Below are 26951 nucleotides of genomic sequence, written 5' to 3' on the forward strand. Positions count from 1 at the left end.
GGCTTCTCGCGCCCCCACGCACTGCCCCTCCGTGAGTGCCGGGGTGCTCCCACGTGCGGGCTGTCGGTTCTGGGCGAACGGGGACGGGGGGTAGTCGCACGTAGCTTGCAAGGCAACCTGACGCAGCAAGGCATCGTCGAGCAGGTCGGGGTGTAACAGATGAACGTGTCCCGGCCGCCTACCCGCGGGCCGGTCAAGCTGCGGATACAGCTCAGCGCCGTACCGGGAGGATCCGGTCGAGGGCACCCTCGCCGCACCTCACGGTAAGGCGCTGAGCTGGATCCTCAGCTTGGCCAGCGCGCGGGTCAGCAGCCGGGACACGTGCATCTGTGACACCCCGATCTGCTCGGCGATGCCCTGCTGGGTCAGGTTGCCGTGAAAGCGCAGTGCGACGACCCTCCGTTCCCGGTCGTCAAGGACCGCCAGCGCCGACGTGAGAGCCACCCTGAGCTCGGCGAGGGCGAGTTCGTTGTCGTCGCCGCCGAGAGTGTCGCCCAGTTCCCTGGAGGTGGTGCCATCGCCGAACGGGGTGGACAGCGAGACCGCGTTGTAGGCGCGGGCGCCTTCCAGCCCTTCGAGGATCTCCTCCTCGGTGAGGTCGAGATGTCGGGCGATGTCGGTGACGGTCGGTGAGCGGCCCAGCAGCTGGGTGAGGCTGTTGTTGGCCTCGCCGATGGCCATCCGCCGCTCCTGCAACCGTCGGGGAACGCGGACGTCCCAGGTGCGGTCACGGAAGTGGCGCTTGATCTCCCCCACGATGGTGGGGACCGCGTAGCTGACGAATTCGATCCCACGAGAAGGGTCGAACCTGTCGATCGCGTTGATCAACCCCAGTGCTGCCGTCTGGGTCAGGTCGTCGTTCGGCTCGCCGCGGCCGTTGTAGCGCCGGGCGAGGTGGTGGGCCAACGGAAGCCATGCCTCGATGGCCCGGGCGCGGGCGGCCGGCCTGGACGGATGGTCAGTCGGCAGCGCGACCATCACGGCGAGGAGGTGGCTGGCCGGCGACTCGGGCGTGGTGCTGCGGTCAGCCAAGCTGTTCGTGGGTGCGGGCCGGCCTGCAAAAGTGATGGACATGGGTTCCTCCGCTGTCCGGTGTGGGCATCGTCGCGACCCCTGCGTGGGGAGGCCGCGTCGTGCTCAGACCGGGCGGGTCGCCAGCCATCCGCAAACCTGTATCAATGGACATCAGGTGGGCCTTCACGGCCGCTGCGCTCGCTGGCTCGTCGGGTCACGTGCGGACCTCCCGAGACTCGGGATCGTGTCGGGCACGTGGCTTGACCCAGAGAAGAGCCTAGAACGGTCGGCAGGGTTCTGCCACTCGTCAGCAGCCGTGCAGGGGGCCGGCGCGGCCGCACCTGTTGGCGTCGTACCGGATGGCCCTTGGCGAATGGGTGTTCTTCGACCTCGACCCATTGTCGAACGTCCTCGGTCGTCGGCGGCCGACATGGCACGATGGCCGTGTCCTGCGCCGCCGGTGGCCGGGCATGTCACTGATGGAGTCGGGATGTCAGAGCTGGCCGGCCCGCCGGTGCCAGGGTTGGCGAAACTGTGGACGCACGACCCGGTCACCGCCGGCCCGTATCGCCTGGTCGGGCGGTTGGGCGCGGGTGGGCAGGGGGTCGTCTATCTCGGTGAGGACGACGCCGGTGACCGGGTCGCGGTCAAGATGGTCAACGTCGATCTGAGTGATCCACGGGCGCGGTCGCAGTTCGTGAAGGAGATCGCCGCCGCCCGCCGGGTCGCCCCTTTCTGCACCGCGCAGGTGCTCTTCGCGGAGGTGGACGGCGAGCGGCCCTACGTGGTCAGTGAGTTCATCGAGGGTTTGACCCTGCACCGGCACGTCCGCGAACGCGGTCCGGTGACCGGCAACGCCCTGCACCGGCTCGCGGTCGGCACCGTCACGGCGCTCGCCGCGATCCACAGTGCCGGGGTGGTGCACTGCGATCTGAAGCCGGACAACGTGGTGCTGGGCGAGGACGGTCCTCGGGTGATCGACTTCGGTATCGCCCGAGCGTTGGGCAACACGGAGACGGCGTCGAGCCGGGTCATGGGGACCACCGCGTACATGGCACCGGAGCGGTTCCGCAACGACGCGATCGGTCCACCCTGCGACGTCTTCGCCTGGGCGGCCACTATCGCCTTCGCCGCCGGTGGTCGGCCGCCTTTCGGCAACGACTCGCTCTTCGCCGTGATGCACCGGGTGCTGAACGATGCCCCCGACCTGCCGGCGTTGCCTCCCGTACTGGACGAGTTGATCCGGGAGTGCCTGGCCAAGGAGCCGGCGGACCGGCCGGCTGCCGAGCGCGTGCTGGTGCGGCTGCTCCGCCAGGACGGCAGGGTCACCGAGCCGCTACGTCGGGAGAGCCTGCTGGAGGTCGGCAACGAGACCGCGGGTGCCCCGACGCCGGACCACCCGCTCCCCCAGGTCACGCCGACGACACCGCAACCATCCTCGACGCAGCCGCAGACGCCGGCCCGACCGACGGTGCCAACCCAGGCCCGGCCGACCCAGCCGGCACACCTCCCGGTGCAGACGCAGCCGGCACACCTGCCGGCGACGAAGCACGGCGTTGCTGCTGCCGGCGACGGCGCCTTGCGGCGGCTGCGTCGTGAGGCACTTGACGCCTGGGGCATCTCGACAGCGCTCTTCCTCGGTTCGGTTGGCGCCGCCGCCGGCTACGTCGCGTCGAGCACGCTCGTCCCGGCCGCCGCGGTCGGGGCGGTCGCCTTCGTCGTGGTCTACCTGGTCCGGCTGCTGGTCGCGACGGCCCTGGGGAGACGGTCCGCCCGCGGGTGACCGGTGCGCCGGGGTCGGAGTCGCCGACTGGCACCGCATCGATAGGTTGACTGCCACCAGTCGCCCGCCGAGGAGGACGTCCCGATGGCCCCACCCGCTACGCGTACGCGGCAGTGGTTGCCGTACACCGCCGCCGTCACCGCCGGGCTGGTGGTCATCGCCGGAGCGTTCGTGTTCGTCCGGCAGCGCGAAGCGGGCACCGGAGACTGTGCCACCATCCTCCAGGTCAATTCCTCGACCGAGAAGGCAGCTCTGCTGGTCGACCTGGCCGAGCGGTACAACCGCAGCGACCGGTCGATCGAGGGCGGCGGCTGCGCCCAGGTGCACGTCAGCGCGTTGAACTCGGGCAAGGCGACCGAGGCGCTGGCTTCCGGCTGGACCCACACCGGTCTGCCGCAACCACAGGTGTGGCTGCCGACGTCGAGCCTGTGGACCGGCCAGCTCCGGCTGCTCGACGATGCCGCCGGGCGGGAGTTGCAGACTCCGGACCACTACCCGTCGATCGCCAACAGCCCACTGGTGATCGCGATGCCGCAGCCCAAGGCCGAGCTGATACGCAAGCGCGGGTCGCTGGGCTGGGGGGAGATCCTGGATCTGTCCGGACGGGACGGGTGGGCGGCCTTCGACAAGCCGGAGTGGGGCCGTTTCACCTTCGGCAAGGACAACCCGAACCTGTCCACCTCCGGGCTGGCGGCGACCATCGCCACCTACTACGCGGCGGTGCAACGGGCCAGCGACCTGACCCGGTCCGACCTGGCCGACCCGGACGTCACCCAGTTCGTCCGCCGGATCGAGGCCAACGTGTCGCACTACAGCGACGACTCGGTGGACCTGCTGCGCAGCCTCGCCGAGGCGGACCTGGCCGGCGGGGCGGGCAGTACGGACGACATGAGCGCCATCGTCCTTCAGGAGGAGTTGGTGGACCTCTACAACACGGGCGCGCTGAGCCCTCGGCAGGAGGGACAGGAGCGGGGCCGCCGGCCGAACGTCCCGCTGGTCGCCGTCCACCCCAGGGAGGGCACGTTCAACCTGGACCACCCGTTCGTGGTGCTGCCCTCCGCCGATGAGCGGCAGCGCGCGGCAGCTGCGGACTTCCAGGAGTTCCTGACCGAGGACGCCCAGCAGGAGAGCTTCGCCCGCCTCGGTTTCCGGGACCACGAGCGTCGCGCCTCGGCGGAGCTGCTCGCCAGTGTCGGTGCCGAGCCCAGCGGCGGGTTGACCTACTTCGAGCCGCCGGCACCGGAGGTGGTGAGCGCGATGCTGGACGGCTGGCGCACGCTCCGCAAGAAGGCCAACATCCTGATCGCCCTGGACACCTCGGGGTCGATGGAGGCCAAGGTCGGCACCCGTACCCGTTTCCAGGTGGCCTCGGCGGCGGCAGGCAAGGGCCTCGCGCTGCTCAACACCGAAGACCGGGTGGGGCTCTGGTCCTTCTCCTCGGAGACGCAGCAGCGGCCGAAGAACCCCTACCGGGAGGAGGTCCCGCTCGGCGGGTTCGACCAGAAGCGGATCAACAGCAAGATCGCCGGCCTGCGGGTCGAGGGCGGTACCGCGCTCTACGCGACGGTCCGGGCCGCACATCGAGAACTGCTCGACCGGTACGACCCGCAGCGGATCAACGCGATCGTGGTGCTGACCGACGGCAAGAACGAGTACAGCAAGGACAACGACCTGACCCGGTTGCTCGCCGAGGTCGCCCTGGACCCGCGGCGTCCGGTGAAGGTGTTCTGCATCGCCTTCGACCGGGAGTCGGACTTCGCCACACTGGACCGGATCGCCAAGGCATCGTCGGGCAAGGCCTTCGACGCCACCGATCCCGCCAAGATCGACGAGGCGTTCGTGAAGCTGGTCAGCAGCTTCTGAATCTCGACCAGAGGTCGAGCGGTCAACCCACAGAGGATCCCGCGCCTGGCTGATGCGCATCATCGGATCGCCGCCCACCTGAATCACCCCCGTGACCGGGTGGCACCACGGCGGGAGTACGCGCTGGTGCACGGTGAACTCGGATTTCGCCGAGCGGAACATCGCCAAGGCACTCGCCGCAATCTGATGCCTCCGGGGCAGATCGGCCAGGGTGTGTGCGGCCCAAGGTCTCGCACGCACCCTGGCCAATCCGGCGAAGGCCACCAGTGTCGTCAAGTTCGGCATGGCCCACCGGCTGTGCGGTCAGACCAGTCGGCGGCGGACCCACCAGAGGGAGAACAGGGACAGCACAACGGTCACCGCGATCAGCACGCCGAACTCCCGCCATTGCAGGCCCCAGAACTTGGAGCCGGGTACGTAGCTCACCTTCAGGCTGAGGTTCTGCTCGCCCAGCCATCTCTGGCACGTCTCACGCCCACCGGACGCATTCCGACCGCACTTGGTCATGTCGGCCGGACCGGTGAACTCCGCTCCGGTCGAGGTGATCGTGGTGCTCGACACGACCCAGTCACCCCTGCGGTCGGGCTCGACGTGGACCGTCATCCGCCCGGTGTCGGGGCTCATCGAGATCCCGAAATCACCGTCGAACGTCAGAGGGCTGACCGTGGTGACCGGCTGGGCCAGCCAGGGGCGCACCACGAACGGCGCGGCGATCTGGAGGCTGACCACCACCAGCAGGGTCACCGCCATCGCGCCCAGGGTGCGCCGCAGCAGCAGCCCGGTGGCGACACCCACCACGAAGGCCAGCGTCGCGTAGCCAACCGGGACGATACCCCGGGCCGCGAACACCAGCGGGTTCATCCGGTCCGCCGAGGCCCCGTCGATCGGCTGCGCCCATTCGGTCAGCACCAGGCTGAGCAGGCCGGCACCGAGCGCGGCGGCAGCGCCGCCGATCGCCAGTTTGACCAGCAGCCAGCGGCCGCGGCTGACGGACTGGCTGAAGACCATGCGGTACGTGCCGGACTCCAACTCCCGGGCCACCAGCGGCGCGCCCCAGAAGATGCCCACCAGGGCAGGCAGCAGGTAGAGGGCCCCGATGGCGGCGATGTGGACCTCACTCGCCCATCCCGGTTGCAGCGCCTGGAGGAACGACTCGGCGGCGGCGCGACAGGCATCGCCCTGGCAGCCGGCGTATCCGGTCTGCGTGGACAGCTCGGTCACCTCCGACCAGGTCAGCGCCAGAGCTACCAGCAGCGCCAGCAACAGGGTGCCGGTGGCCAGGGCCGGGGTGCGGAACTGCCGCCAGGTCATCCAGATCATCGCTGCCCCTCCAGAACCCGACCCGCACCGTCGCCGGTGGCACCGCTCATGTACGCCAGCACGATGTCCTCCAGGTCCAGCCGGTCGACCTGCCAGGACGGGTCGACGATCGGCGCGGTGCTGCGCACCACGAGGGTCGACTGCACCTCGGTGTGACTCTGCTCGACCAAGGCTCGCCCGGCGCCCAGGTCGGTGGTGTCGCGCCGCCGCCCGACCAGGCGGTGGTGGGTGGCGAGCAGGTCGTCCACGTCGCCGGCCACCCGCACCCGGGAGGCGACAAGCACTATCAGGTGGTCGCAGACCCGTTCCAGGTCGGCGACGAGGTGCGAGGACATCACGATGCTCATGCCCTGCTCGGCGGCCAGCTCCATCAGCCCTTGAAGGAAGTTGCGCCGGGCGAGCGGGTCGAGTGCCGCCACCGGCTCGTCGAGCAGCAGCAGATTGGGACGCTTCGCTGCGGCGACGGTCAGGGCCAGTTGGGCACGCTGGCCACCGGAGAGCTTGCCCGCCTTCTGTGCCGGGTCCAGACCGACCTGGGCGATGCGCCGCTCGGCGAGCGCACCGTCCCAGGACGGGTTGAGGTGCGCCCCCATCCGCAGGTGGTCGGCGACGGTCAGGCCGGCATAGACCGGGGTGTCCTGTGCGACGAACCCGACCCGCGGCGACCCGCTGACCGGCTGCGCGCCGAGCACCTCGATCCGCCCCGCGGTCGGATCGAGCAGCCCACAGGCCAGTTGCAGCAGCGTGGACTTACCGGCGCCGTTCGGCCCGACCAGGCCCACGACGTGGCCGGCCGGGATGTCCAGGGTGCAGTCCTTCAGTGCGGAGCGCCGCCCGTACCGCTTGGTCAGACAGTCAGTGATCAGTGCGCTAGTCATGCTCGGGCCTCCGAAAACGCCCGAAAGCTGCTGAGGAAGAGGGCCTCGATGCTCTCGTCGTCCAGGCCCGCCTCCCGTGCCTCGGTCAGCCAGCGCGCCAGGCCCTGCCGCAGCGGTTCGTGCTTGCTCAGCGAGTCGCCGACGAGCGTGCGGGTGACGAAGGTGCCCAGCCCGGGCCGAGCGGTGACCAGGCCCTCGTACTCCAGCTCGCGGTACGCCTTGGACACCGTGTTCGGGTTGATCGCGACCCGGGCCACCACCTCCTTGACGGTGGGCAGCTTGTCGCCTTCGTTGAGGACTCCGAGCCGGAGCGCGTGCCGTACCTGTCGGATGAGCTGCATGTACGGCGCGACCCCGGACCGTGCGTCCAGGTGAAACTCGATCACCTCGCCACCCCATTCCACTAGTTGCCTAGCACAATAGGGCCCCGGGTGGTCTGTTCGCTAGCGAATGGCGTCACCTCTCACCGACGTCATTACAGGCCCAGGCCCCGCAGGGTCGGCACGGTCTGGCCCACCCAGGCGAGGTCGGCGTCCTCGCGAGCACCCTGGGTGCGCTGTGTGCCGGCCAGGAACCACAGGAAGTAGGTGGTGTAGCCGGGCGCACTGACCACTGTGTGGTAACCCTCGGGCATCATCTGCATCACGTGGTCGCGGATGGTGACGTTCTCCTCGTACCCGTCGTCGGTGTAGACCCGGCTGATGCCGAACCCGTTCGCCGGGTTGACGCGGTAGTAGTACATCTCCTCGTGTGCGGCCTCGGCGGGCAGGTCGTCGACCTTGTGCCGGTGTGGCGGGTAGGTGCTCCAGTTGCCCGAGGGCGTGTAGGTCTCGCCGACGATGAGCCGGCGGGCGGGCAAGTCCGGCTGGGAGATCTCGGTGAGGATCTGGTGATAGGTACGGCCAAAGTTGGCCGCTCCCCAGCGGCCGCCCACGACCTGCTCCGGTGCGATGACATAGGGGTCCGTGGCCAGTTCGCTGGGTGCGCTGGGTAGGGCTATCTCCACGGCGGTGAGCGCCTCGACCCTCACCGAGGAGCCGGCCGGGATGTAGACGGAGTGCGGCTTGCCGGAGAAGACGTCCGGACGCTCGCCGACCTGCGGGAAGTGGCGGCCGGCGACGGTGAAGCTGGCCGTGCCACCGAGGATGACGGCCAGGATCTCCCGGTCACCGGACTCGCCGGTCCAGGACTCGCCGGCCGACAGCCGCAGCAGTGTGAAGTCCAGCAGCCGGCACGGATTGACGGGCAGCGTGTTCCGGCCGTCGGCGGCGGGAATGATGCAGTGGTAGCGGTAGTCCATGGTCACCTTTCGGGATGCGGGGCGGTGCGGGTCGGTGCGCTGTGGTCACCAAGGGCTGGTCCAGCCCGCAATGGTGGCGCGGGTCAGGGCTTCCAGGTAGAAGTAGTCGCCCCACAGGGTTCCCTCGTCGACGCCGACGCTCTTGGGTTTGTCGTAGACGCCATGCAGGATCAGCGCGTTCGAGACCGGATGGCCGTCGGTGGAGTAGTGGCCGATGAGTGAGCGCAGGATCTCGGCGGCGGCTGTCCGGTACCGGTCGGCGCTGGCCGGGTCGGTGAGGCCGTCCGCCAGTTCGACCAGACCGCAGGCGGCGATGGCGGCGGCCGAGCTGTCCCGCTCCTGGCCGCTGCCGTCGCCGAACTCCAGATCCCAGTACGCGACGTGGTCGTCGGGCAGGTGGGCGAGGAAGCGGTCGGCGCAGGTCCTCGCGGCGGCGAGCAGCGCCGGGTCGCCGATGTGCCGGTGGTTGAGGCTGAACCCGTAGATGCCCCAGGCCTGTCCGCGCGCCCAGCAGGAGTGGTCGGAGTGGCCCTGTTCAGTTTCCCCGCGTAGCGGCGCACCGCTGTCCGTGTCCCAGTAGAAGGTGTGGAAGGTCGTGCCGTCCGGCCGCAGGATGTGCTGGCGTAGCTGAGCGGTGTGCCGGCGGGCTGCGGCGGCGTAGCGGTCGTCGCCGGTGGTCTGGCTGGCCCAGAAGAGCAGCGGCGTGTTCATGAGGCTGTCGATGATCGTGCGCCCGCGTTGGCGAGGGTCGTTCAGGTCGCCCCAGGCCTGGATGATGCCGGCCGGTTCGAGGACGCGCGTCATCAGGTGGTCGGCGGCGGCGAGAGCCGCGTCTCGGGCCCGCGGGTCGCCGGTACGGCGGGCCGGGGTGACGCACGCGAGGGTGTAGAGGAACCCGAGGTCGTGGGTGTCCAGGTCGATGCCGTCGGTCACCCGGGCGGCGAAGCTGTCCACGTGGGAGAGCGCAGCCCGCAGGTAGCGATCGTCACCGGTCAGGTCGTGCGCCAGCCAGAGCATGCCCGGCCAGAAGCTGGTGGTCCAGCCGACGTTGGCGCCCTCGGGCTGGCCAGCACTCGGCGGCCGGAGCGGGTAGCGGTTGGCGTCGGTGGTGTCCGCGGGGTACCGGTCGCCGAAGGTGGCGATGTTCGCGTCGACGGTACGCAGCGCGGCGGCCACCGCGGCCGCCGAGCCTTCTGCGTCGGAGCTGGGACGGACGTCGGTCGCCGTCATGGATGCTGTTCTCCCTCGTGGGTCCGGTCCGGTGCCGGGCAGGTGTGTCATCGGCGTCCCGACTCGATGGCCGGGACGTGGTGTTCAGGTGCTCTGGGGTGCGGTCGTCGGCGGGTCGAGGGCGGCGCGCACTGTGAAGCGGCTGTTGGCCCACACGACGTAGAGCAGCGGCGCGGCGGCGAGGCCGAGCGCGATCGCGGGGCGGGCCGCCAAGATCTGGGCGAGCAGCACGAGCACGAGCAGGGACGCGGCGGTGAGGTACCACCGGCGTACCGCCAGATACACGCAGGCGCGGGCCACCTCGCGCAGCGGCGCGGTGGGTCGCTCGGCGACGGCCACCAACCCCAGCAGCGTGGTAGCGACGGTGAGGACGATCAGGGTCGCCAGCACCGGCAGGGCGAGTGCCCCGACCCGGTGGCCCCACGCGGCGCGGGCGTCGACGGCGAGCACGACCAGGGCAGCCATGGCCGCCGCCGTCCAGAGCATCGCGGGCCGGGCGGTGGCTCGCCAGGCGCGGCAGTAGGTGCGCAGCACGCCGCCGGAGTCGCCGGCCGAGTAGGCGGACATGACAGCGAAGGCCGCACAGAGCCCTGGCGCGCAGAGCGGGGCGGTCAGCGCGTACAACGGCCAGGACCGCGCCGCGTCGGTGGTGAGCGCGAGCGTCACCAGTGGCAGGCACCCGAGCACCAGCAGCACATTGGTGGCGAGCGCGGCGTAGATCCCGTCGAAGACGGCGGTGATGGTGTTGTGGCGCCAACGCATGGGCCTCAACCCTTCAGTCCGGTCGAGGCGACGCCCTCGATGAAGTAGCGCTGGCCGAGCAGGAAGATGACAGCGACGGGCAGCACTGACAGCACCGAGCCCGTCATGATCAGCGCGTACTCGGCGTTGTACTGGGAGATGAAGGTGTTCAGCCCCAGCTGGATGGTGCGCAGTTCCGGACTGCGCAGGTAGACGAGCGGGCCGAGGTAGTCGTTCCAGGTGGTGGTGAACATCAGCAGGGCCAGGCTGGCCAGCGCCGGCCGGGACAACGGCAGGATGATCCGCCGGTAGATGCCGTACTCGCTGAGCCCGTCGACCCGCGCCGCTTCGCTGAGTTCCTCGGGGATCGTCTCGTAGAACTGCTTCATCAGGAACACGCCGATCGCGCCGAACGCCTGGATCGCGACGATCGACCACAGCGTGTTCGACAGGTGCAGCTTCGACATGAGGATGAACTGCGGGATCATGTACGACTGCCAGGGCACCGCGATCGTCCCGACGTACGCCAGGAAGAGCAGGTTGCGGCCGGGGAAGCGGACCCGGGCGAAGCCGTAGGCCGCGAAGCTGCCGGTGAACACCTGCAGGAAGGTGACGATCACCGACAGCAGCAGGGTGTTCCACAGCCACGTCGTCATGTCCGAGCGCTGCCAGATGTCGAGGTAGTTTCGCCACACCACCGGATCCGGGAGCCAGGTGATCGGGATGGTGAAGACGTCGTTGTTGGTCTTCAACGACGCCACCACCATCCAGAAGAACGGCAGCAACAGCCCGGCCGCCGCCAGCGCGAGGGCGGCGTACCCGAGGATCCGCCCGCCCAGGGACCGGACCGGTCGACGGGGCGCGCGATTGCCGGGCGCGACGACGGCCGGGACGGGCGTGGAGAGGTCGGTCGCGGTCATCAGCTGTTCCTCCGCTTGTTGACCATGAACTGGATGACCGTGATGCCGAAGCAGATGGCGAACAGGACGATGGAGACCGCCGAGGCGTAGCCGAACTGGTTCTCCTCGAAGCCCTTCTGGTAGATGTACTGCGAGAGCACCAGTGTCGACTGGCCCGGTCCGCCGCCGGTCATCACGAGGATGAGGTCGAAGACCTTGAAGCTTTCGATGGTGAGCAGCACCGTGACGAAGAAGGTCGTGGTTCGTAACCCGGGGAGGGTCACGTGCACGAACCGCTGCCACGGTGAGGCGCCGTCGGTCTCGGCCGCCTCGTAGAGCTGGGCCGGGATGGTCTGCAGGCCGGCCAGGAACAACAGCATGTAGTAGCCCATGTACCGCCAGGTGCCGACGATGATGACCGCCGGCATCGACCAGGTCGCCGACGCGGTCCAGCCCGGGGGATCGTCCACCCCGACGGCACCGAGGAGAGCGTTGATCGGGCCGTACTCCGGGCTGAACAGCTGGTTCCAGACGACCGCGATCGCCACGATCGAGGTGATGTAGGGGAAGAAGGCGATGGTGCGGAAGAACCGCACGCCACGCAGTTTGCGGTTGAGTAGCAGCGCCAGCCCGAGTGCCGCCGCGAGGGTCAGCGGGATGTGGAAGGCGGCGTAGTAGACGGTGTTGCGCAGTGCGGTCCAGAAGCTCGAGTCGTCCCACATCCGCCGGAAGTTGGCGGTGCCGGTCCACTCGGCCACCCCGAAGACGTTCCAGTTGGTGAAGGCCACGTAGAACAGCACGACGACGGGTAGCAGGGTCAGCGCGGCGAAGCCGAGAAAGTTGGGAAGGATGAACGACCAGCCGGCGACCGTGTTGCGCGACACCAGCCGCCGGTTCCTGGGTCTTGTGCGCGGCAATGTTGCCATAGGGAGTCTCCGGAAGCGTTCGGCCTGGGGGCGGGACCGGCGTGCGGCGCAGGCGCGCCGGGCCCGCCATCAGCTCACTGGTTGAGGACTTCGTTCTTGGCGCGGTCCTGCGCCTTGCTCAGCTCCGCGTCGACGCCCTTGCTGTCGGAGAGGATCGCCGAGTGCGTCTCGTTGAGGAGGTTCTGCAGGCCGGCGGTGTGCTTCGACACCGGGTTCTCCGGCTTGATGGTGTGCTTGGCGTAGGCGAACTTCGACAGCTCGTCCTGCGGTACGCCGTCCAACCCGAACAGGCTCGCGGTGACCGCGTCGGTGACCTGGGCCGGAGTGATGCCGATCCCGGCCAGCGCCTTGCCGGCATCCGGGCCGGCGGCGTACTGGAGGAAGGCCTTGGCCGCGGCGGTCTTGGACTTGCTGATCTTCGGGTTGATCCCCAAGCCGGTCGGGTCACCGAAGGTGACAGGTGTGGCGGAGGTGCCGGTGGTGGACTTGTCGAACTGCGGCGCCGGGGCGATCCCCCACTGGAACTTGTCGGCGTCACCGCTCTGTCGCTGGTTGAGCAGCGTGGCCACGTACCAGGTGCCCATCAGCAGCATCGCCGACTGCTGCTTGCCGAACTGCGCCTGGTAGGTGAGTTTGTTGGTCTTCGCCGTGCCGAAGGTCGGCTGCGCGCCGGCCGCCTGCAGGTCCAGTGACCGCTCGTAGTACGGCTTCAGGTAGCCGAAGTCCCCGGAGAGCAGGTCCGCGTTGGGGGTCTGGGCGAGCGCGAATCCCTGCACTGTCGACTGGAAGGTGTGCTGGTAGGCGCCGGTCGCCTTCGAACCGGCCCCCTTCAGCCCGGTGTGCAGTCGCTTCGTCGCGTCGGTGTAGTCGTCCCAGGTCCAACTGCCGTCCGGCGGCGCCACCTTGGCCTTCGCGAACAAGTCCTTGTTGTAGAACAACACCCACGAGTCCTGCCGGTACGGCACCGCGTACGCCTTGCCATCCACCTGGTACGACGCGAGCGCCGGGCTCGAGCCGAGACCGGAGGTGGTGTCGGAGACGTCGAGCAGCTGACCACCGCTCTGGTACGTGTAGAAGTTCTTGAGGTTCTTCATGACGTAGACGTCCGGTGCGGTGCCGGCGGCCAGGTCAGTGATCATCTGGGTGTCGTAGTCGTTGCCTGGGGCGTACTCCTTGAGCTCCACAGTCACATTCGGGTGGCTCGCCTTGAAGCCGTCGGCGAGCGTCTTGAACTCGGGCGTGGACGACAGGCTCCAGCCGGCCAGCGTGATGGTCACCGGGGCGTTGGGGTCGACTGGCTCGTCTCCGCCGCCGCAACCGGCGAGAACAAGCGTCAGGGCCGTCGCAGCGCTGATGACGGCCGGTATCGCACGCTTCATCCCTCTCTCCTTAGGTCAAGGGGCCCGGACGGGCCCGCACTGCTACCAGGACGCCTGGGTGGGCCTGGCATGCTCCATGTCCAGACGGGTCGACGTGCTGATCCCGTCGGGCCAGTCGACCGCCACGTGGAGGCCTCGGCCGTCCTCGTCGACCACGGCCTGGCATGCCTGCCCGGCCGTGGCCACCGGCACCCTGGACAGCTCGGTGACTGTGGCGACCCATGCGCCCGGCCGGACGGGGTGGTCCAGCCAGGGCACGACCAGCCCGCCGTCCAGGGGCCCGCCGTACGGAACGGCGGTGACGCCGGCCGTTCCACCGCCGTGAACGCTTTCGAGCCGGCTGGTCAGGTCGGCCCCGGTTACGACCGCCACACCGCCGCCGGCGGTGGCCGTCGCATCCCCGGCAAGTGCCCAGCCGCCGATCCGTAGCCTCAGCGCAGCCGCCTCGACGCCGTCGGCGAGGCCGTCGACGCGGGTCAGACGTAGTTCCCAGGGGCCGCGGACCAGCGAATACACGGTGAGGTGCCCGGCCGCTCGGGACGGACCTTCGCGGCCGCCGCCGTGATCGCGCTGACCCGGATCCGGGTCGACCCAGTGGGCGAGGGCACGTGACCCGGCCACGCCCACGCCGTTGGCGTCGACGTGAACGGTCAGCAGGCGCATGCCGGCGCGGTGGGTGACCCGGCCCGCGTCGTCGACGAGAGTGACGGACTGGTCGAGCGGACCGGCCCAGCCGCTGTCGTCGAGGACCGGGGTGGTGGCTGTGGAGTAGCCCAGTCGGGCGTAGAGCGGGGAATCTGAGACGGTGGCACCCTCGACGGCGTGGTCGGTGCCGTGGTTGACGACGCGGACGATGCCGTCGGCACGGGTGCCAGAGATCAGCCAACCGGGCGCGTGCACCGCCCGCAGCGTGTCCCGCTCCTCGACCGGCAGCGGTTCCTCCGACGTCGTCCAGATCGGATGGTCGGCGGGTAGCGCGATGCCGAGCAGGCCCTTGCTGGCCCAGTACGGCGAGCCCGGCCCGGAGTACGACTGCGCCAGACGCGGCCACGGCCCGTGCCAGCCGACTGTGAGCAGGCCTCGTTCGTCCAGGGCGCCGTTGGCGACGAAGTGACGCACGATGCGGGTGGCCGCGCCGCGCAACCGGCCGAGGCTGACCGAGGGCACTCCGGCGATGGCGCCGACCCAGAACGGCGCCGCCGCGGCGAAGCGGTAGGTCAGACTTCGCCCCTGGATCAACGGTGATCCGTCGGCGCCCACGAGCGCTACCGCATCGCTCAGGAAACGGTCGAGGCCGGCCAGGTCCCGTTCGCGGCGCTGCTCGGCCAGGTCCGCGGCACCGGCCATCCGGGCCCACAACGTCGGGTACAGGTGCAGGGCCCAGCCCACGTAGTGGTCGTAGGCGCGGTGCGGCCCGTCGGACATCCAGCCGTCCGCGCGGGCGAAGCCGTCGTGCGTGCGCAGGTCCTCGGCCATCTCGTCGAGCGAGTGCGGCCCGCCAACCGAACGCAGGAACGTCTGTACGACCAGCCGGAACCAGACCCAGTTGATGCGTGGGTACGTGTCGTCGCCGACCGCCGGGCGCAGATAGTCCACTACCCGCTCCCGCACGGCGGACGGCAACCGGTCCCAGATCCACGGGCGGGTCAGGTCCAGGACCAGCGCGATGGAGGCAGCCTCCACCTTGGCCTGGGGATGCTCGTCCAGGCGCACCCAACGGTCCGGAGACCTCGGGTCGGTGCCGGCGGCGATACCAGCCGCGTACCGGTCCACGAGATCGTCCACGCCCACGCCCCGGGCACCGGCGATGCGGAAGCCGGCCAGCAGGAAGGTGCGAGCGAACCCCTCCAGGCCGTCGATGGCCCGCCCGTAACCGCCCTCTGGGCCGGGAAAGGTGACGAGGGCGTGGCCGGGCGACGCGAACGGCCGGGCCGCGGCGAGCATCCGGTCGGCGAGGGCCAGCCAGTCATCACGCTGCCAGGTCGCGGCTCCCGGGGCATCCGGGTTCGTCCCCGGTGCCAGCCGGTCGGCTGTCCCGAACGTCATCCGAGGTCCTGTCGCATCGGGCCGTCTCCGTGGAATGTGGCGAGCGGGGCGTTGCCCATGAATGTGACGTACAGACATCCGCCGGGTTTCCGAAGTAAAACGCTCACAACAGAGCAAGTCAATGCCGCTCTCAAACCAGTGTGGACACAACCGATCAAGAGAGCGCACAACACTGCCTTGATGCATCAAGCGCTCTGATACGATCACAATCGTTCACAGTCGCTCATCACCGCGTCCGGCCCAGCCGGCTAGCTCGCCCGCACCCTGCAAGAGCTCTCGCCGCACGAAGCGTTCCCCGGAGGCCCCCCATGACCAAGGACAGTCCTGTCGTCGCCACGGCGGAGGGGTCCCGAGGGCCGCTTCAGGTCGCCCGCCGCCAGCAACTGTTGGCAGCCCTGCAACGGGACGGCTCGATGCGCATCTCCGACCTGTCCCACGTGCTGGGCGCCGCGCCGGTCACCATCCGGCGCGACATCGCGGAGCTGGCCGCCGAAGGGTTGGTGCGCCGCGTCCACGGCGGCGTCTCCCTGATCCTGCCGGACGACGCCCCGGCAGCCGACGAGCCACCCGCCGCCGGCATCGGCCCGCTGGCCGGGCGCGTCCTCGGGATGCTCGTGCCCTCTCTGGACTACTACTGGCCGGACGTGGCTCGCGGTGTCGAGGGCGCCGCCCGTGAGCTCGACATGCGTGTCGTTCTGCGCGGCTCCTCCTACGACAGTGACGACGACCAGCCGCATCTGGCCCGCCTCGTGGAGCGGATGGGCGCCGACGCGCTGATCATCGCGCCGAGCATGGACACACCGAGCGCCGAACGCACCATCGAGTGGCTCGACCAGGTCGGCGTCCCGGTCGTCCTGCTGGAACGCACCGCCACGGTGGGCAGCCACCACGCGGTCATGGAGTCGGTGGTCACCGACCACGCGCTCGGCGCGGCCATGGCGGTGCGCCACCTCACCTCGCTCGGACACCGCAAGGTCGGCCTGGTGCTCGACGCGAACAGCCCCACCAGCCAGCACGTACGGCGCGGCTGGCTCGACGCCACTACCGAGTGCGGCCTCGACCCGGACGCGACGGTGGTGGCCGTGGCACCCGACGCACGGTCACCCGAGCGGGACACAGTGCTCAACAGCATCCTCGACCAGTGCCAGGCGACCAGGACGACGGCGCTGCTGGTGCACGCCGACGCGGAGGCGATCGCGCTGGTGCAGCACTGCGAGGAGCGGCACCTGTCGGTTCCCGGCGACCTCTCCATCGTGGCGTACGACGACGAGGTCGCCGGGCTCTTCAGCCCGCCGCTGACCGCGGTCCGACCGCCGCGACGCTCAATCGGGCGAGCCGCAGTGCGTCTCGTCGCCGACCGGCTCGCCGACCCCGACCGCCCCACCCACCGGGTCGTCATCAGCCCATCGCTGCGGATCCGAGGGTCGAGCGCGCCGCCACCGGCGTAGGCGGTCCTCCGCACCCTGTCGACGAGCGCGCACCTCACCGGATGCGATGACGTGAGCGCATCGCTACTATGGGTCAGCAGTCCAGAGGGAAGGGGTCGTGCCCGCGTGCGAAGTCCCGTCACCGAGACCGCGTCGGCGTCTGCGCCGGGCCGATCCGCGCCGCTTGTGGCCGGCCGGCTGCGCGGATTCGCCCGGCGGCTGGTGCTGATCGCCGCCGCCGTCGGGGCCGGTTTCGTCGTGGCCGCACTGTTTCAGGGCCCGGCCGCCGCCGACGGGTTGCGCAGCGGGTCCGGTGACGAGCCTCATCGGACGCTCGGCGGTCTGGTCGAGTCGGTCGCACGGTTCACTGTCGCCGAGCGCCCCAACCAGGGCCGCCACCGAGCCGCGGGCGCCGACGACAGTCGCCGCCACGGGCACCATACCCCGCTGGCAGGGCCGACCGGTGGCACCGTCGTCCCCCGCGACAGGCCCCTCTCGACGGAGTCTCGACGATTGACGGGTGCGTCGAGGGTCGGTGCACCCGTTCCCCCCGGCGCGGCGGCGGAGCGCAAAAGGCTCCGGCCGGCCTCCGTGGCTCGCGCGGCTCATCGTGTCGGGCTGTCGCGGCCGGCCGCCGATCCACCACGAAAGCCAGCCACCGCCGCACCCAAGCCGCCCGCGCTGCACGGACAAGGCGATCTGCCAGCGGTGGGCCTGATCACCGCCCCCCTGCCGTACGTCGTCGATGTCGTGAGCACCGTGCCGATCCGGCCCGTCGTCATGGCGCTCCTCCGGGTCGCCGATGCCGTTTTTCGACCCGCTGTCTGCCCCGTGACCGTTCCGGGGGCGACACCGCCACTGCCCTCTCCCCCAGCGCTCGGGCTGGCCGCCGTGCCGGTGACCCACCCGGCTCCCATACCGACAGTTCCGCCGCCACTGGGGGGTCCGGCGCTGACCCCCGTACCCGCCGCAGTGCCGCCGGCCCCGGCCACGCCACCGCGGTTGTCCGTCGTCGGTCCCACGCGTGCCACGGCCCCGACCGGGCGCCTCGCCGCACACCCGGCACCGGTGGAACCGGAGGGTGAGCATTCTGGCCAGCCGGTCGCGCCCGCCGACCAGGATGCCGCTGGTGTCGACAGTGGATCGACACCTGGACCAGGGCTGGTCCGCCCGCTCGATCGGCAGTCGCACCTCGCTGCCGGGCAGCCCTGCGAACTCGTGCCGCTTCTGGTCGAGAGCCGAACTCCGTCTGCGATCGCCCGCCCTGGCTGAGGCGGGTCGACCGACCCCGGTGGCTGGCCCGAGCGGCTGTTCCACCACTGGTCGGTCGATCAGTGTCCGCGCCCGTCCGCCGTGACGGTGCCGTGGGCCGACGCCCACCCGTCTGTAGCGCACGACCGCCCTGACCAACCCGTGGACGTTCCGGGGTCGGTGGCCGTCGTGACGCGTACCTGAGATCGGAGAAAACGTGGTGATCCACGTTGTCGTCGCCGAGGACATGGGTTTGCTCCGCGGGGCGCTCTGCGCCGCGCTGTCACGCGAGGAGGACATGGAGGTGGTCGCCGACGTCGAGGGAGTCGGCGAGTTGTTGACGGTGGTCCGGCGGTGCCGACCACAGGTAGTGGTGCTGGCCCTGACACCGGAGTTGCCCGACCCGGTGGAGATGGTCGCCCGGATCGACGTCGAGGCGCCGCACGCCGCCGTGTTGGCGATGAGCCCTCGGTGGAGTCCGGCGCTGGTGGAGGCGGCGCTGGCAGCCGGCGCACGCGGCCTGGTCGGCAAGGACAGCTCGCTGGCCGAGTTGGTGCGGGCGATCCGCGCGCTCGCGGCCGGGGAGCGGGCGATCGACCCGGCAGCGGCGGTCGCGGTGCTGAGTCCCCCGGAGATGCCGTTGACGCATCGGGAAATGGACGTGCTGCGGATGGCGGCCGAGGGTCTGCCCCTGAAGGAGATCGCCGTCCGCCTCTACCTGGCGCACGGGACGGTGCGCAATCACCTGTCGGTGATTCTGCGCAAGACCGGGGCTCGCAACCGGTTGGAGGCGGTGTCGCGCGCGCGGCGTAACGGCTGGTTGTGATCGTCGGGGCGGGTCCGGACATGTCCTCCGGACCCGCCCCCGTCGCCGTGCGGCCCCACCGGATGCGTGTTTGAATGTTGACGTTCTGTGATCACTCATCGGAGTGCGGGAAGGTTCATCGTGATCCGTACCCTGCTCGCCTTGGACGGCGCCCTGGTTCTGGGCGCGCTGTCGTTCGTCCTCGCCGCCGAGGAGGACATCCGTGTCGTGGCGGAGGTGGATCGCGGCGACGAGGTCTCCGCTGCCGTCCGCGCCCAACGCCCCGACGTGGTGGTGGCCGATCTCGATTTCGTCGAGGGAGTCGATCCCGACCGCCTCGGCCGGTGCCCCGTCCTGGTGCTGGCTCACCCACATCGGGCCCGGCGGCTGCGAGGCATGCTGTGCCCGACCAGGGCGGTCGGCATCCTGCGCAGTGACGCCGCCCCCCAGCGGGTCATCGACGGCATCCGTCGGCTCGCCCGCCGGGAGCCCGTCCTCGACGCGGATCTCGTCGTCGCGGCGCTGCGCTCGGACGGCCCCCTGACCAGCCGCGAGACGGAGGTGTTGCGGCTGACGGCAGCGGGGGCGCCGGTCGCGGAGGTGGCAGCGTCGCTCGGGCTCACTCGTGGCACCGTCCGCAACCATCTCGGTCGGATCGCCCGGAAGGTGGGCGCGCGTACCCGGGTGGAAGCCGTACGGATGGCCGGCGAGGCGGGCTGGATCTGACCGGCGCGGATGCGCGGGGTTCAGCCCTGCCGCGCCGCCGCCGCCGGGGACGGCACCGTCGAGTCGTCCCAGCAGCCGACGAGCGCCCGGTAGGTGGCCGAGCCGGCCAGCAACTGGTCGTGCGTCCCCACCACGGGCTCGTCGCCGTCGAGGACCAGCACCCGACCTGCCCGCAGCGCGGAACTGATCCGGTGTGCGATCACCACGAGGCTGCCGGGTCGCCGGGTGAAGGCGGTCTCGACAGTCGCTTCCAGCGCCGGGTCCAGGTGACAGGTCGCCTCGTCGAGGACCACCAGCGGGGCGGGTGCCAGCCAGGCCCGGACCGCCGCGATGAGTTGCCGCTCGCCGGCGGAGAGCAGGGCGGGCGCGACCGGCGCGCCCAGGCCGCCCAGTCGGGTCGCCAGGGGACGCGCGCCGAGCGTGTCGAGGGCGTCCTCCAGCGCGTGGTCATCGGCATCCGGGCGAAGGTAGCGGAGATTGTCGGCGAAACTGCCGGTGAAGACGTACGCCTCCTGGGGCACCAGCACTCGCATCCGGGCGAGAACGGCCGGCTCGACCTCGGCGACCGCCGTGCCGGCCAGGTGGACAGTGCCCGCCTGCGGCGGCACCAGACCGGCCACCAGGGCGGCCAGTGTGGACTTGCCCGCACCGCTCGGCCCCACCACGGCGAGATGCTCCCGATCGTCAAGTGTCAGCGAGAAGTTCCGCAGGACGGGCCGGGCGCGCGGGCCGTAGCCGAAGGTCAGTTCCCGGACCTCGACGGCTGGCGGGTTGCCGGCGGCACCGGTGGGTGGTCGGCAGCGGGGCATTCGGGCGGCGAGGGCTGACGGACGCTGGTCGTCGGAGACCGGATAGGCGCGCAGGATGTTCTCCAGTGTGACCGCGTAGCGGAGCCCGCCGCCGCCGAGGCCCTGCACCAGGGTGTGCAGCGCGGGTTGCAGACCGGTGGAGACGTAGATCAGCGCGCCCAGCACCGCGCCGGCGGTGAGACCACGCTCGACCAGCCACGGGGCGGTCACGACCAGCACCAGCAGTGGCAGCCAGCCGCCGATGCCGAGGCTGAGACTGCGGATCGCCGCCATCCGGGCGAGCATGCGTTCGGCGGCGGCCTGCGCCGACACCCAGCGTGCCACCTCCTCCGACACGCGTGTCTGCGCGCCGCAGGCCAGCACGTCACGGTGACCGGCCAGGGCGGTCGCGGCCGATTGGCCGAGCTGCTCACCGGCCCGGACGTATGCGCGCTGGTGCGTGACCATCGCCGGCAGCGCGGCGAGGAACACGACCAGACCGGCGACCAGCGGCGCGACCGCCAGCGCCGCCACCACCGGTGCCAGGGCGAACAGGCCGAGCAGGGCCGCGCCAGCGGAGAAGAGGAAACCGCGGGTCACCATCAGCAGACCGGCGAAGGTGTCGCGGATGATCTCCATCTGGTGCGTCAGCCGGGTCACGGCGGCGCTGTCCGGGCGGCCGCCCGCCCGGGTGGCGTCACGAAGCGCGCCCCGGATCACCTGGGCGGCCACGTCGTCGCGGAACGGCTCGACCACCCCGCCGAGGCTCCGGTACGTCCGACCGGTGGCCGCGGCGCCGACCAGGACGGCCACGGCGAGGACCCCCAACCAGGCCAGGCCGTTGAGCAGACGTCCGGCCAGGAAACCCTCGTCTACGGCGCGGGCGACCAGGTAGCCGGCGAGCAGCGCGGGCAGCGACTCGACGAGCGACCAGCCGCCGAGCCCGGCGAGCTCCCGCCGGCGGGCCCGCAGCGCCCGCCAGGTCACTCGGCGTACGCCGGGACGGCTCACGATCCACCGCCGGCCGGCTGGAAGACGGCACGGTAGTCCGCTTCGGCCCACAGGTGCCGGTGCGGCGCCACGCCGCGGAGCCGACCGCCGTCGAGCCAGGCGACGAGGTCGGCCGCCGCGGCCGCCGCGGTTCGGTGGGTGACCACCAGTCGGGTACGTCCCCCAGCGCGTCCGAGAACCGCCTCGGTGATCCGGTGTTCGGTAGCGGTGTCGAGGCTCGACGTAGCGTCGTCCAGGATGAGCAGCCGCTCAGCGGCGAACGCGCGGGCCAGGCCGAGGCGTTGGGTCTCGCCCCCGGAGAGCGGGGTGTCCACCAGCGGGGTGCGGTAGCCGCTGGGTAGACGGTCGATCACGTCGGCGACCGCCGCCATCCGGGCCGCCCGCAGAACGTCCGGCGTGGCCGGGCTCCGATCGGCCGGCGGTGCCGCCGAGTCGACCGGCAGCGCCAAGCCGATCGCGTCGTGGACTGTCGCGCCGATCAACACCGGCCGGTCGAAGGCGTAGCCGACGGCCCGGCGCAGCGTCGCCGCGTCCAGGTCCCGCAGCGGCACCCCGTCCAGTCGCACCTCACCGCCGTCGGGGTCGTACAGCCGTCCCGCCACGGCCGCCAGGGTCGACTTGCCGGCACCGGACGCGCCGACGACCGCCACTGTCGCGCCGGCCGGCACGTCCAGGTCGACGCCGTCCAGGATGGGCCGGCCGTCGTCGGCGTACACGCACACCCCCCGCAGCCGCAGAGCGCCGCCGCCGGGTGGAAGCCGGCGATCACCTGCCGGCGTGGCGGGCTGCGTCAGCAGTTCGGCGACCCGGTGCGCTCCCGCGCGGCTGCGGACCAGGTGGTTCAGGGTGGCGAGCACTGCACCGAGCCCGGCGCCGATGGCCGCGTACCGGACCGCGGCGACCAGTTCACCCGGCGTGAGCCAACCTGCGGTCAGGGCGTAGCCGCCGACCGCTATGACGCTCAGGTTCAGCAGCGGTGCCACGGCCGAGGTGCGCGCACTCGCGCGGGCCAGCAGTCGCCAGGTGCGCCGGCCGTGCCGGTCCAGCTCCGGTAGGGCCGCCAGCACCCGGTCCTCCTCGCGACGGGTGGTGCCGGCGGCGGCGATGGTGCGGGCACCGGTCAGCGACTCCAGTAGTCGGCCGGCGATGCTGCCGAGCACCCGTTGGTACCCGGCGGTCGCAGTCGAGGCGTCGGCCACGAAGGCGCGCATGAGGACGGCGAGCAGGCCGAGACCGGCGAGCAGGGTGACCCCGAGGACCGGTTCCATGATGGTGAGCGCGACGACGCTGCCGAGCGGCGGAAGCACCGCCACGATGGCCAGGACCACGGCGTTGCCGGCCTGTCCCGCGTCGGCGGCCTGGCCGACCAGTCGGCCGACGAGGTCACCCACCGGGTGTCGGCGGGTGGCGCGGACGTCCAGGGCGAACAGGTGACGCAGTAGCCGCCGGCGCAGCCCGGCGGTGGCGCGCGCCGCGCCGAACCCGCTGGCCAGGTCCGTCAGGGTATCGACGCAGATGAGGACGATGACGAGGGCGCAGGCGGACACCGCCCACCAGCCGGAGCCGCCGGTGAGGGCGGCGTCGACGGCGCGGCCCAGCGCCGCGGGTAGCAACAGTTCGGCGGCCGCACCGAGCAGCGCGACCGCCGCGAGTCCGGCGGTCCAGCCGCCGCCCGCCAGGACCGTCTGCCGCAGCAGCCTGTCCCCCACGGCGAACGTCGGCATCGGTCCTCCCGTTGGTACGCGGTTGCCCTGGGTCGGCACGTCTACCCACCCAGGGCCCCACGTGTGGTGGATCAGTTGCAGGTCGTGACGGAGAGCGAGCTGTCGCCGCAGAGCAGCAGGCTCGCCCGGCTACCGCCACCGGTGCGGTCGGCCGGAGCCATCTCCAGGCCCTGGAGGTCCAGAAGTGCCATGTCGTTCACCTCCCTTCCTTCCGTTCGCCGATCAGGTCGCCCCCGCTGTCGCGGGGGAGTCTCTTCGCGCCCGGAAGGGGCGCGAGGAAGGGCAGCACCGGCGGCCGGTCGTGTTGCGCGCTGGCCAGCGCGTACAGCACGCCGGCGGTGCCGGTGCCGAAGTCCATGGAGAGCCGCAGCAACTGCTCACCGGGGAATGCGATCCCCTCCCGGTACGGCAGCGCGTGCCAGGTCAGCCGGTCCAGCTGCGCGCGGAGTTCGCGGCGGTCGGCGTCGTCGGTCGAGGCGGCGAGGTAGGCGATGATCCCGGCGCGGCCGGCGAAGAGCCCGGACTGGGCGTAGAACGGTGAGCGCGCCGCGCGGCGGACCCCCGCGCTCGCCTCGGCGAACCGGTCGTCGGCGCGGTGGCGCAGGTACTGGTCGAGGACCAGCCCGATACCGACACTGCCGTGGGCCAGGTAGGGCATGGTGCGCCAGCCCTCATTGACCTCCAGGGCACCGTCCGGGCGCAGCACACACCGACGCAGATCCTGACGCAACGCCGTGGCGGCGTGCTCCAACAGCTCGTCGTCGCCGCTGAGCTCGTAGAGCCGCAACAGCATCAGCGCTGGTCCGGTCCGGCCCCGCAACAGCCCGGCGTACGGGTTGCGTCCGCCGCTGACGTCCGGGCCCGGGTCGTCGGCCAACCGCCCGATCACCTGTTCGGCGGCCCGCCACGCGGCGTCGCGCAGCGACACCTCCCCGGTACGCGCGGCCACCTCGGCCAGGTTGAGCGCGATCCCGGACAGGCCGCTGGCCAGGCTGTGGTCGAGCCCGTCCAAGGGTTCCCGCAGGCAGATGTCGAGAACGTCCAGCGCGTCCTGTCGGCGTCCGAGGTGGACGAGTGCGTAGGCGACGCCGTGCAGCCCGTCGTAGAAGCCGCAGCGGGTGCCGGACGGGGGCGATGTCGCCCGCCGCACCAGCCAGTCTTCGTGCTCGGGCCACCGGCCGGCACCGCTCTTGTCGAGCGCGTACAGCACTCCCGCCGCCCCGTGGGCGAGGTTGAGGCCGCCGCTGCGGAACTGCTCGATGTCACCGGGAAAGAGCCGGTCGTCGCGCTCGGGGGTGGCGCTGGCCACGATCGCCGTGGTCAGCCGATCCCGCATGGTGCGCCAGTCATCGGCGCCGAGAGTCCCTCGCGGGTCCGCTGTGACCCGCGGCTGACCGGTGATTTCCTCGACCGCCGGATCGAGGAAGGACCTCGGCACCGGAAAGTTCGCGGCGATGATGTCGGCCAGGTGAGTCACCTTCGCCGGGGCGAGCCGGACCAGTTGGGTCAGTGGCAGGAACAGCGCCAACCGCAGGCACGCCAGGGCGTACCGGTCGACCGCCGGCCCGCTGCGGTCCCTCGGTGCCGCGAAGCCCTGGTTGCGCAGCCCGGGTCGGCGGTGCCCGGCGATCGGAGCGGCCACCTCGAAGTCGACAAGGGCGACCCGGTCGTCCGGCCGAATCATGATGTTGAACAGGTGCAGGTCCCCGTAGACCAGACCGCGCTCGTGGATTGCCGCCACGACGGATTCGACCTGCTCGTAGATCTGGCGGGCCCATCGGGCGTACGCCGCCCGGTCGCCGTCGGTCGCGTCGGCGTCGATCAGCGGGTACCTGTCGACCAGCACCTTGTTCAGCGGTCGGCCCTCGATGAACTCGAGCGCGAGGAAGCGGTGCTCGCCGAGGACGAACTCGTCGTGCACCCGAGGCACCTGCGGCAGGTCGGCGAGTTGCCGCAGAGCCTGCGCCTCGCGGGCCAGCCGGGCGACGGCGTCGGTGCCGTCGGCGTCCAGGCCGGCGTCCGGTCGGGCCTCCTTCAGCACCACCTCGGTGTCGGTACGCAGGTCCCTGCCCACGTACAGCCCGCCGCCGTTCGAGAAGTGGATGACCCGCTCGATCCGGTACGGCACCTGGTTGGTGCTGGTGCCGCTCCGGGCGGCCAGGTGCGGGCCGAGGAAGTCGGGCACTGTGACCCAGGACGGTACGTGGAAGACGGGCTCCCGGCGGTCCGGCACCAGCGTGCCGCCGTCGTCCTCGATCGCCGGCACCACCTGGCCGTCGGGCGAGTGGCAGTAGCGGGCGGCGAAGCCGCCGTAACGCAGGTAGACCGGGCCGGCGCCGTAGCGGAGATCACTGAGGATGTACGGCCCGGTCTCGCCGGTGAGCAGTTCGTCGAGCTCCTTGCAGGCCAGCTCCAGCTCCGCATCGTCGCGCGGATAGACAGTGATGAACTTGCCGCTGGCGGCCCGGGCGGCGTACTTGGAATTGCGCAGCAGAAGCGTGCGCGGCCCGCGCAGGAACTTGAAGGACAGGCCGCGGGGGACGCAGTAGTTCCAGACCGTGTCCAGCACCCGCTCGGCGTTCGCCAGACCCGCCGACACATGAATCTTCCAGCCCTGCTGCGGCAGCGAGCCGCCGTCGGGCGCGTAGATCAGCCAGTCGTCGAGCGGCTCGCGGCGCCAGCCGGTCGGCGTCGGCCGGTCGGCGGCCGGGAAGACGGGCTGTGCGACGGCGCTGCCGAGCGAGTCGTAGAACAGCCGATCCGCGGCGCAGTAGCTGTCGTAGCGTTCGTCCACCGTCTCGCCGCCCCTCGAACTCGGCCGGCTGTTGTTCCGGCGTTGAATCGAGTCTCATCGACGGGACGTGGTGGGCTCCAGTGCGCTTAGTCACGACGTTCAATGCGGGGTGCACAGGTACTCATGACATTAGTCAGGCCCGCGCACCGTAGACGGCGGCTCCCATGGGCTTGTCGACGTCCAGGTCCGTGACCGCTGCGACCCGGGCGATCATCATGTACTGCCCGATCACCATCAGGAGTTCGACCACCTCGCGCGGGGAGAGCAGCCCGGTCAGTGCGGCGGTGGTGTCGTCGGGCGGGCAGACGTCACGGACGACCTCGGTGGTGAAACGCAGGACGATCCGCTGGTCTGACGTGAAGCATTCGTCCCCGATCTCGTCGCGCCCGAGCGCGTGGATCATCTCTTCCGTGGCGCCGACGGAGCGGGCGATGGGCTCGTGCTGAACCCACTCGTAGGTGACATCGCTCAGCTGGGCGACTCGCAGGATCGCTATTTCGCGCAGCAGTGGGTCGAGGGCAAGGTCCGTGAGCAGCGTGCCGCCCCAGCGCATCCAGTCCGGAAACGCCGTCTCGGCGTTCGCCATGACGCGGAAGAAGTTCAGGGGAAGCGCAGCCTGCAACGCGTCGCGGACCGGGGCCGGGGCATCGGCGGGGTTCACATAGGGCAAGCGGCTCATATTTTCCCCTCATGTACGGCAAGTAGGGTGTAACGGACCCTATCCGATCCCGGATGCGCTCGCCGCAGATCCGTTCGAGGAGGCCGGCGGCGGTGCGGCGATGAGCACTCGCGCGCGACGACGGTGCGGGCGGCCGGGTCAAATCCACGCTGATGCTTGTCGATGTTGCCAGAGCCGGCCCAGACGTGTTGGAATGGCTGATATCGCCGCAGCGCGGGGGCAACCGCGCTGGGAACGGCCAGCACGGGAGCATCGCAGCGCCGGCAGCGCGCCGCCCTTGGCGGACGCTCGCCTGCCGGATCGCCGGGCCATCTCTACGACGACGGGCGCCTTGCCGGGCAATCATCCTCGCCCGCCGTCGGTACAC

General features: G+C 70.9%; 21 protein-coding genes. 5 read left to right on the forward strand and 16 right to left on the reverse strand.

The window, feature by feature from the left end; translation table 11 throughout:
* Positions 1-258 precede the first annotated feature (258 nt).
* Complete coding sequence (locus NIE79_RS24600) at positions 259-1074, reverse strand: SigB/SigF/SigG family RNA polymerase sigma factor (RefSeq protein WP_372471792.1); 816 nt, start codon at positions 1072-1074, stop codon at positions 259-261.
* A gap of 430 nt (positions 1075-1504) precedes the next feature.
* Here NIE79_RS24600 and NIE79_RS24605 point away from each other — a divergent pair, with 430 nt between their 5' ends.
* Positions 1505-2797, forward strand: a complete 1293-nt coding sequence (locus NIE79_RS24605) for a serine/threonine-protein kinase (RefSeq protein ID WP_238680823.1) — start codon at positions 1505-1507, stop codon at positions 2795-2797.
* An 84-nt stretch (positions 2798-2881) separates the two neighbouring features.
* Positions 2882-4660: a vWA domain-containing protein gene (locus tag NIE79_RS24610; RefSeq protein WP_238680824.1), complete on the forward strand. Its 1779-nt coding sequence runs from the start codon at positions 2882-2884 to the stop codon at positions 4658-4660.
* A 303-nt stretch (positions 4661-4963) separates the two neighbouring features.
* Here the strand turns inward: NIE79_RS24610 and NIE79_RS24615 are convergent, their stop codons facing one another.
* The 10 genes from NIE79_RS24615 to NIE79_RS24660 all read right to left on the reverse strand — a co-directional run bounded on the left by NIE79_RS24615 (position 4964) and on the right by NIE79_RS24660 (position 15379).
* A complete protein-coding gene (locus NIE79_RS24615; protein WP_238680825.1) occupies positions 4964-5980 on the reverse strand; it encodes an ABC-2 membrane transporter-related protein in 1017 nt (338 codons plus the stop codon).
* A complete protein-coding gene (locus tag NIE79_RS24620; RefSeq protein ID WP_238680826.1) occupies positions 5977-6858 on the reverse strand; it encodes an ABC transporter ATP-binding protein in 882 nt (293 codons plus the stop codon). The genes NIE79_RS24615 and NIE79_RS24620 overlap by 4 nt, the downstream gene beginning before the upstream one ends.
* Entirely contained in the window at positions 6855-7244 is a 390-nt protein-coding gene (locus tag NIE79_RS24625) for a GntR family transcriptional regulator (RefSeq protein WP_238680827.1), read from the reverse strand. Before NIE79_RS24625 ends, NIE79_RS24620 begins: the two co-directional genes overlap by 4 nt.
* Before the next feature lie 89 nt (positions 7245-7333).
* Positions 7334-8158 carry a 5-deoxy-glucuronate isomerase gene (gene iolB, locus NIE79_RS24630; RefSeq protein WP_238681165.1) on the reverse strand — a complete coding sequence of 275 codons (825 nt, stop codon included), beginning with the start codon at positions 8156-8158 and terminating at the stop codon, positions 7334-7336.
* Positions 8159-8203: 45 nt separating this feature from the next.
* Positions 8204-9388, reverse strand: coding sequence for a glycoside hydrolase family 88 protein (locus NIE79_RS24635; protein ID WP_238680828.1), 1185 nt, complete (start codon positions 9386-9388; stop codon positions 8204-8206).
* Positions 9389-9472: 84 nt separating this feature from the next.
* Positions 9473-10150, reverse strand: coding sequence for a hypothetical protein (locus NIE79_RS24640; protein WP_238680829.1), 678 nt, complete (start codon positions 10148-10150; stop codon positions 9473-9475).
* Between the two features lie 5 nt (positions 10151-10155).
* Positions 10156-11049, reverse strand: coding sequence for a carbohydrate ABC transporter permease (locus NIE79_RS24645; protein ID WP_238680830.1), 894 nt, complete (start codon positions 11047-11049; stop codon positions 10156-10158).
* On the reverse strand, positions 11049-11912 hold the full coding sequence (locus NIE79_RS24650) for a carbohydrate ABC transporter permease (RefSeq protein WP_238680831.1): 864 nt from the start codon (positions 11910-11912) through the stop codon (positions 11049-11051). Before NIE79_RS24650 ends, NIE79_RS24645 begins: the two co-directional genes overlap by 1 nt.
* Before the next feature lie 116 nt (positions 11913-12028).
* The gene (locus NIE79_RS24655) at positions 12029-13333 is read right to left on the reverse strand and encodes an ABC transporter substrate-binding protein (RefSeq protein WP_238680832.1); all 1305 of its coding nucleotides are present in this window, start codon (positions 13331-13333) and stop codon (positions 12029-12031) included.
* A 42-nt stretch (positions 13334-13375) separates the two neighbouring features.
* Positions 13376-15379, reverse strand: a complete 2004-nt coding sequence (locus NIE79_RS24660) for a DUF2264 domain-containing protein (RefSeq protein ID WP_238680833.1) — start codon at positions 15377-15379, stop codon at positions 13376-13378.
* A 308-nt stretch (positions 15380-15687) separates the two neighbouring features.
* On the opposite strand from NIE79_RS24660, the gene NIE79_RS24665 reads away from it, so the two are divergent.
* From NIE79_RS24665 to NIE79_RS24675, 3 genes are all read left to right on the forward strand, one after another.
* Positions 15688-16827, forward strand: coding sequence for a substrate-binding domain-containing protein (locus NIE79_RS24665; protein WP_238680834.1), 1140 nt, complete (start codon positions 15688-15690; stop codon positions 16825-16827).
* A gap of 1447 nt (positions 16828-18274) precedes the next feature.
* Complete coding sequence (locus NIE79_RS34075) at positions 18275-18883, forward strand: response regulator transcription factor (protein ID WP_238680835.1); 609 nt, start codon at positions 18275-18277, stop codon at positions 18881-18883.
* A gap of 120 nt (positions 18884-19003) precedes the next feature.
* A complete protein-coding gene (locus NIE79_RS24675) occupies positions 19004-19588 on the forward strand; it encodes a response regulator transcription factor (protein ID WP_238680836.1) in 585 nt (194 codons plus the stop codon).
* A gap of 20 nt (positions 19589-19608) precedes the next feature.
* Here the strand turns inward: NIE79_RS24675 and NIE79_RS24680 are convergent, their stop codons facing one another.
* The 5 genes from NIE79_RS24680 to NIE79_RS24700 form a co-directional block, all read right to left on the reverse strand.
* Positions 19609-21387, reverse strand: coding sequence for an ATP-binding cassette domain-containing protein (locus NIE79_RS24680; RefSeq protein WP_238680837.1), 1779 nt, complete (start codon positions 21385-21387; stop codon positions 19609-19611).
* A complete protein-coding gene (locus tag NIE79_RS24685; protein ID WP_238680838.1) occupies positions 21384-23111 on the reverse strand; it encodes an ABC transporter ATP-binding protein in 1728 nt (575 codons plus the stop codon). Before NIE79_RS24685 ends, NIE79_RS24680 begins: the two co-directional genes overlap by 4 nt.
* A 71-nt stretch (positions 23112-23182) precedes the next feature.
* Positions 23183-23302: a SapB/AmfS family lanthipeptide gene (locus NIE79_RS24690; protein ID WP_013734295.1), complete on the reverse strand. Its 120-nt coding sequence runs from the start codon at positions 23300-23302 to the stop codon at positions 23183-23185.
* A gap of 5 nt (positions 23303-23307) precedes the next feature.
* Positions 23308-25905 (reverse strand): class III lanthionine synthetase LanKC, encoded by a 2598-nt coding sequence (lanKC, locus tag NIE79_RS24695; protein WP_238680839.1) that lies wholly within the window; start codon positions 25903-25905, stop codon positions 23308-23310.
* A 133-nt stretch (positions 25906-26038) separates the two neighbouring features.
* Positions 26039-26584 carry a carboxymuconolactone decarboxylase family protein gene (locus tag NIE79_RS24700; protein WP_238680840.1) on the reverse strand — a complete coding sequence of 182 codons (546 nt, stop codon included), beginning with the start codon at positions 26582-26584 and terminating at the stop codon, positions 26039-26041.
* Positions 26585-26951 lie beyond the last annotated feature (367 nt).

Origin of the sequence: Micromonospora trifolii (assembly GCF_022229005.1) — a bacterium.
Lineage (GTDB): Bacteria > Actinomycetota > Actinomycetes > Mycobacteriales > Micromonosporaceae > Micromonospora > Micromonospora trifolii.

What these genes read in the sequence shown, in the direction of transcription:
- NIE79_RS24685 (WP_238680838.1), bottom strand. Translation starts at nt 23,111, where the DNA reads ATGCCGACGTTCGCCGTGGGGGACAGGCTGCTGCGGCAGACGGTCCTG.
- NIE79_RS24600 (WP_372471792.1), bottom strand. Translation starts at nt 1,074, where the DNA reads ATGTCCATCACTTTTGCAGGCCGGCCCGCACCCACGAACAGCTTGGCT.
- NIE79_RS24620 (WP_238680826.1), bottom strand. Translation starts at nt 6,858, where the DNA reads ATGACTAGCGCACTGATCACTGACTGTCTGACCAAGCGGTACGGGCGG.
- NIE79_RS24605 (WP_238680823.1), top strand. Translation starts at nt 1,505, where the DNA reads ATGTCAGAGCTGGCCGGCCCGCCGGTGCCAGGGTTGGCGAAACTGTGG.
- NIE79_RS24690 (WP_013734295.1), bottom strand. Translation starts at nt 23,302, where the DNA reads ATGGCACTTCTGGACCTCCAGGGCCTGGAGATGGCTCCGGCCGACCGC.
- NIE79_RS24635 (WP_238680828.1), bottom strand. Translation starts at nt 9,388, where the DNA reads ATGACGGCGACCGACGTCCGTCCCAGCTCCGACGCAGAAGGCTCGGCG.
- NIE79_RS24700 (WP_238680840.1), bottom strand. Translation starts at nt 26,584, where the DNA reads ATGAGCCGCTTGCCCTATGTGAACCCCGCCGATGCCCCGGCCCCGGTC.
- iolB (WP_238681165.1), bottom strand. Translation starts at nt 8,158, where the DNA reads ATGGACTACCGCTACCACTGCATCATTCCCGCCGCCGACGGCCGGAAC.
- NIE79_RS24665 (WP_238680834.1), top strand. Translation starts at nt 15,688, where the DNA reads ATGACCAAGGACAGTCCTGTCGTCGCCACGGCGGAGGGGTCCCGAGGG.
- NIE79_RS24655 (WP_238680832.1), bottom strand. Translation starts at nt 13,333, where the DNA reads ATGAAGCGTGCGATACCGGCCGTCATCAGCGCTGCGACGGCCCTGACG.
- NIE79_RS24640 (WP_238680829.1), bottom strand. Translation starts at nt 10,150, where the DNA reads ATGCGTTGGCGCCACAACACCATCACCGCCGTCTTCGACGGGATCTAC.
- NIE79_RS24610 (WP_238680824.1), top strand. Translation starts at nt 2,882, where the DNA reads ATGGCCCCACCCGCTACGCGTACGCGGCAGTGGTTGCCGTACACCGCC.
- NIE79_RS24660 (WP_238680833.1), bottom strand. Translation starts at nt 15,379, where the DNA reads ATGACGTTCGGGACAGCCGACCGGCTGGCACCGGGGACGAACCCGGAT.
- NIE79_RS24645 (WP_238680830.1), bottom strand. Translation starts at nt 11,049, where the DNA reads ATGACCGCGACCGACCTCTCCACGCCCGTCCCGGCCGTCGTCGCGCCC.
- NIE79_RS24615 (WP_238680825.1), bottom strand. Translation starts at nt 5,980, where the DNA reads ATGATCTGGATGACCTGGCGGCAGTTCCGCACCCCGGCCCTGGCCACC.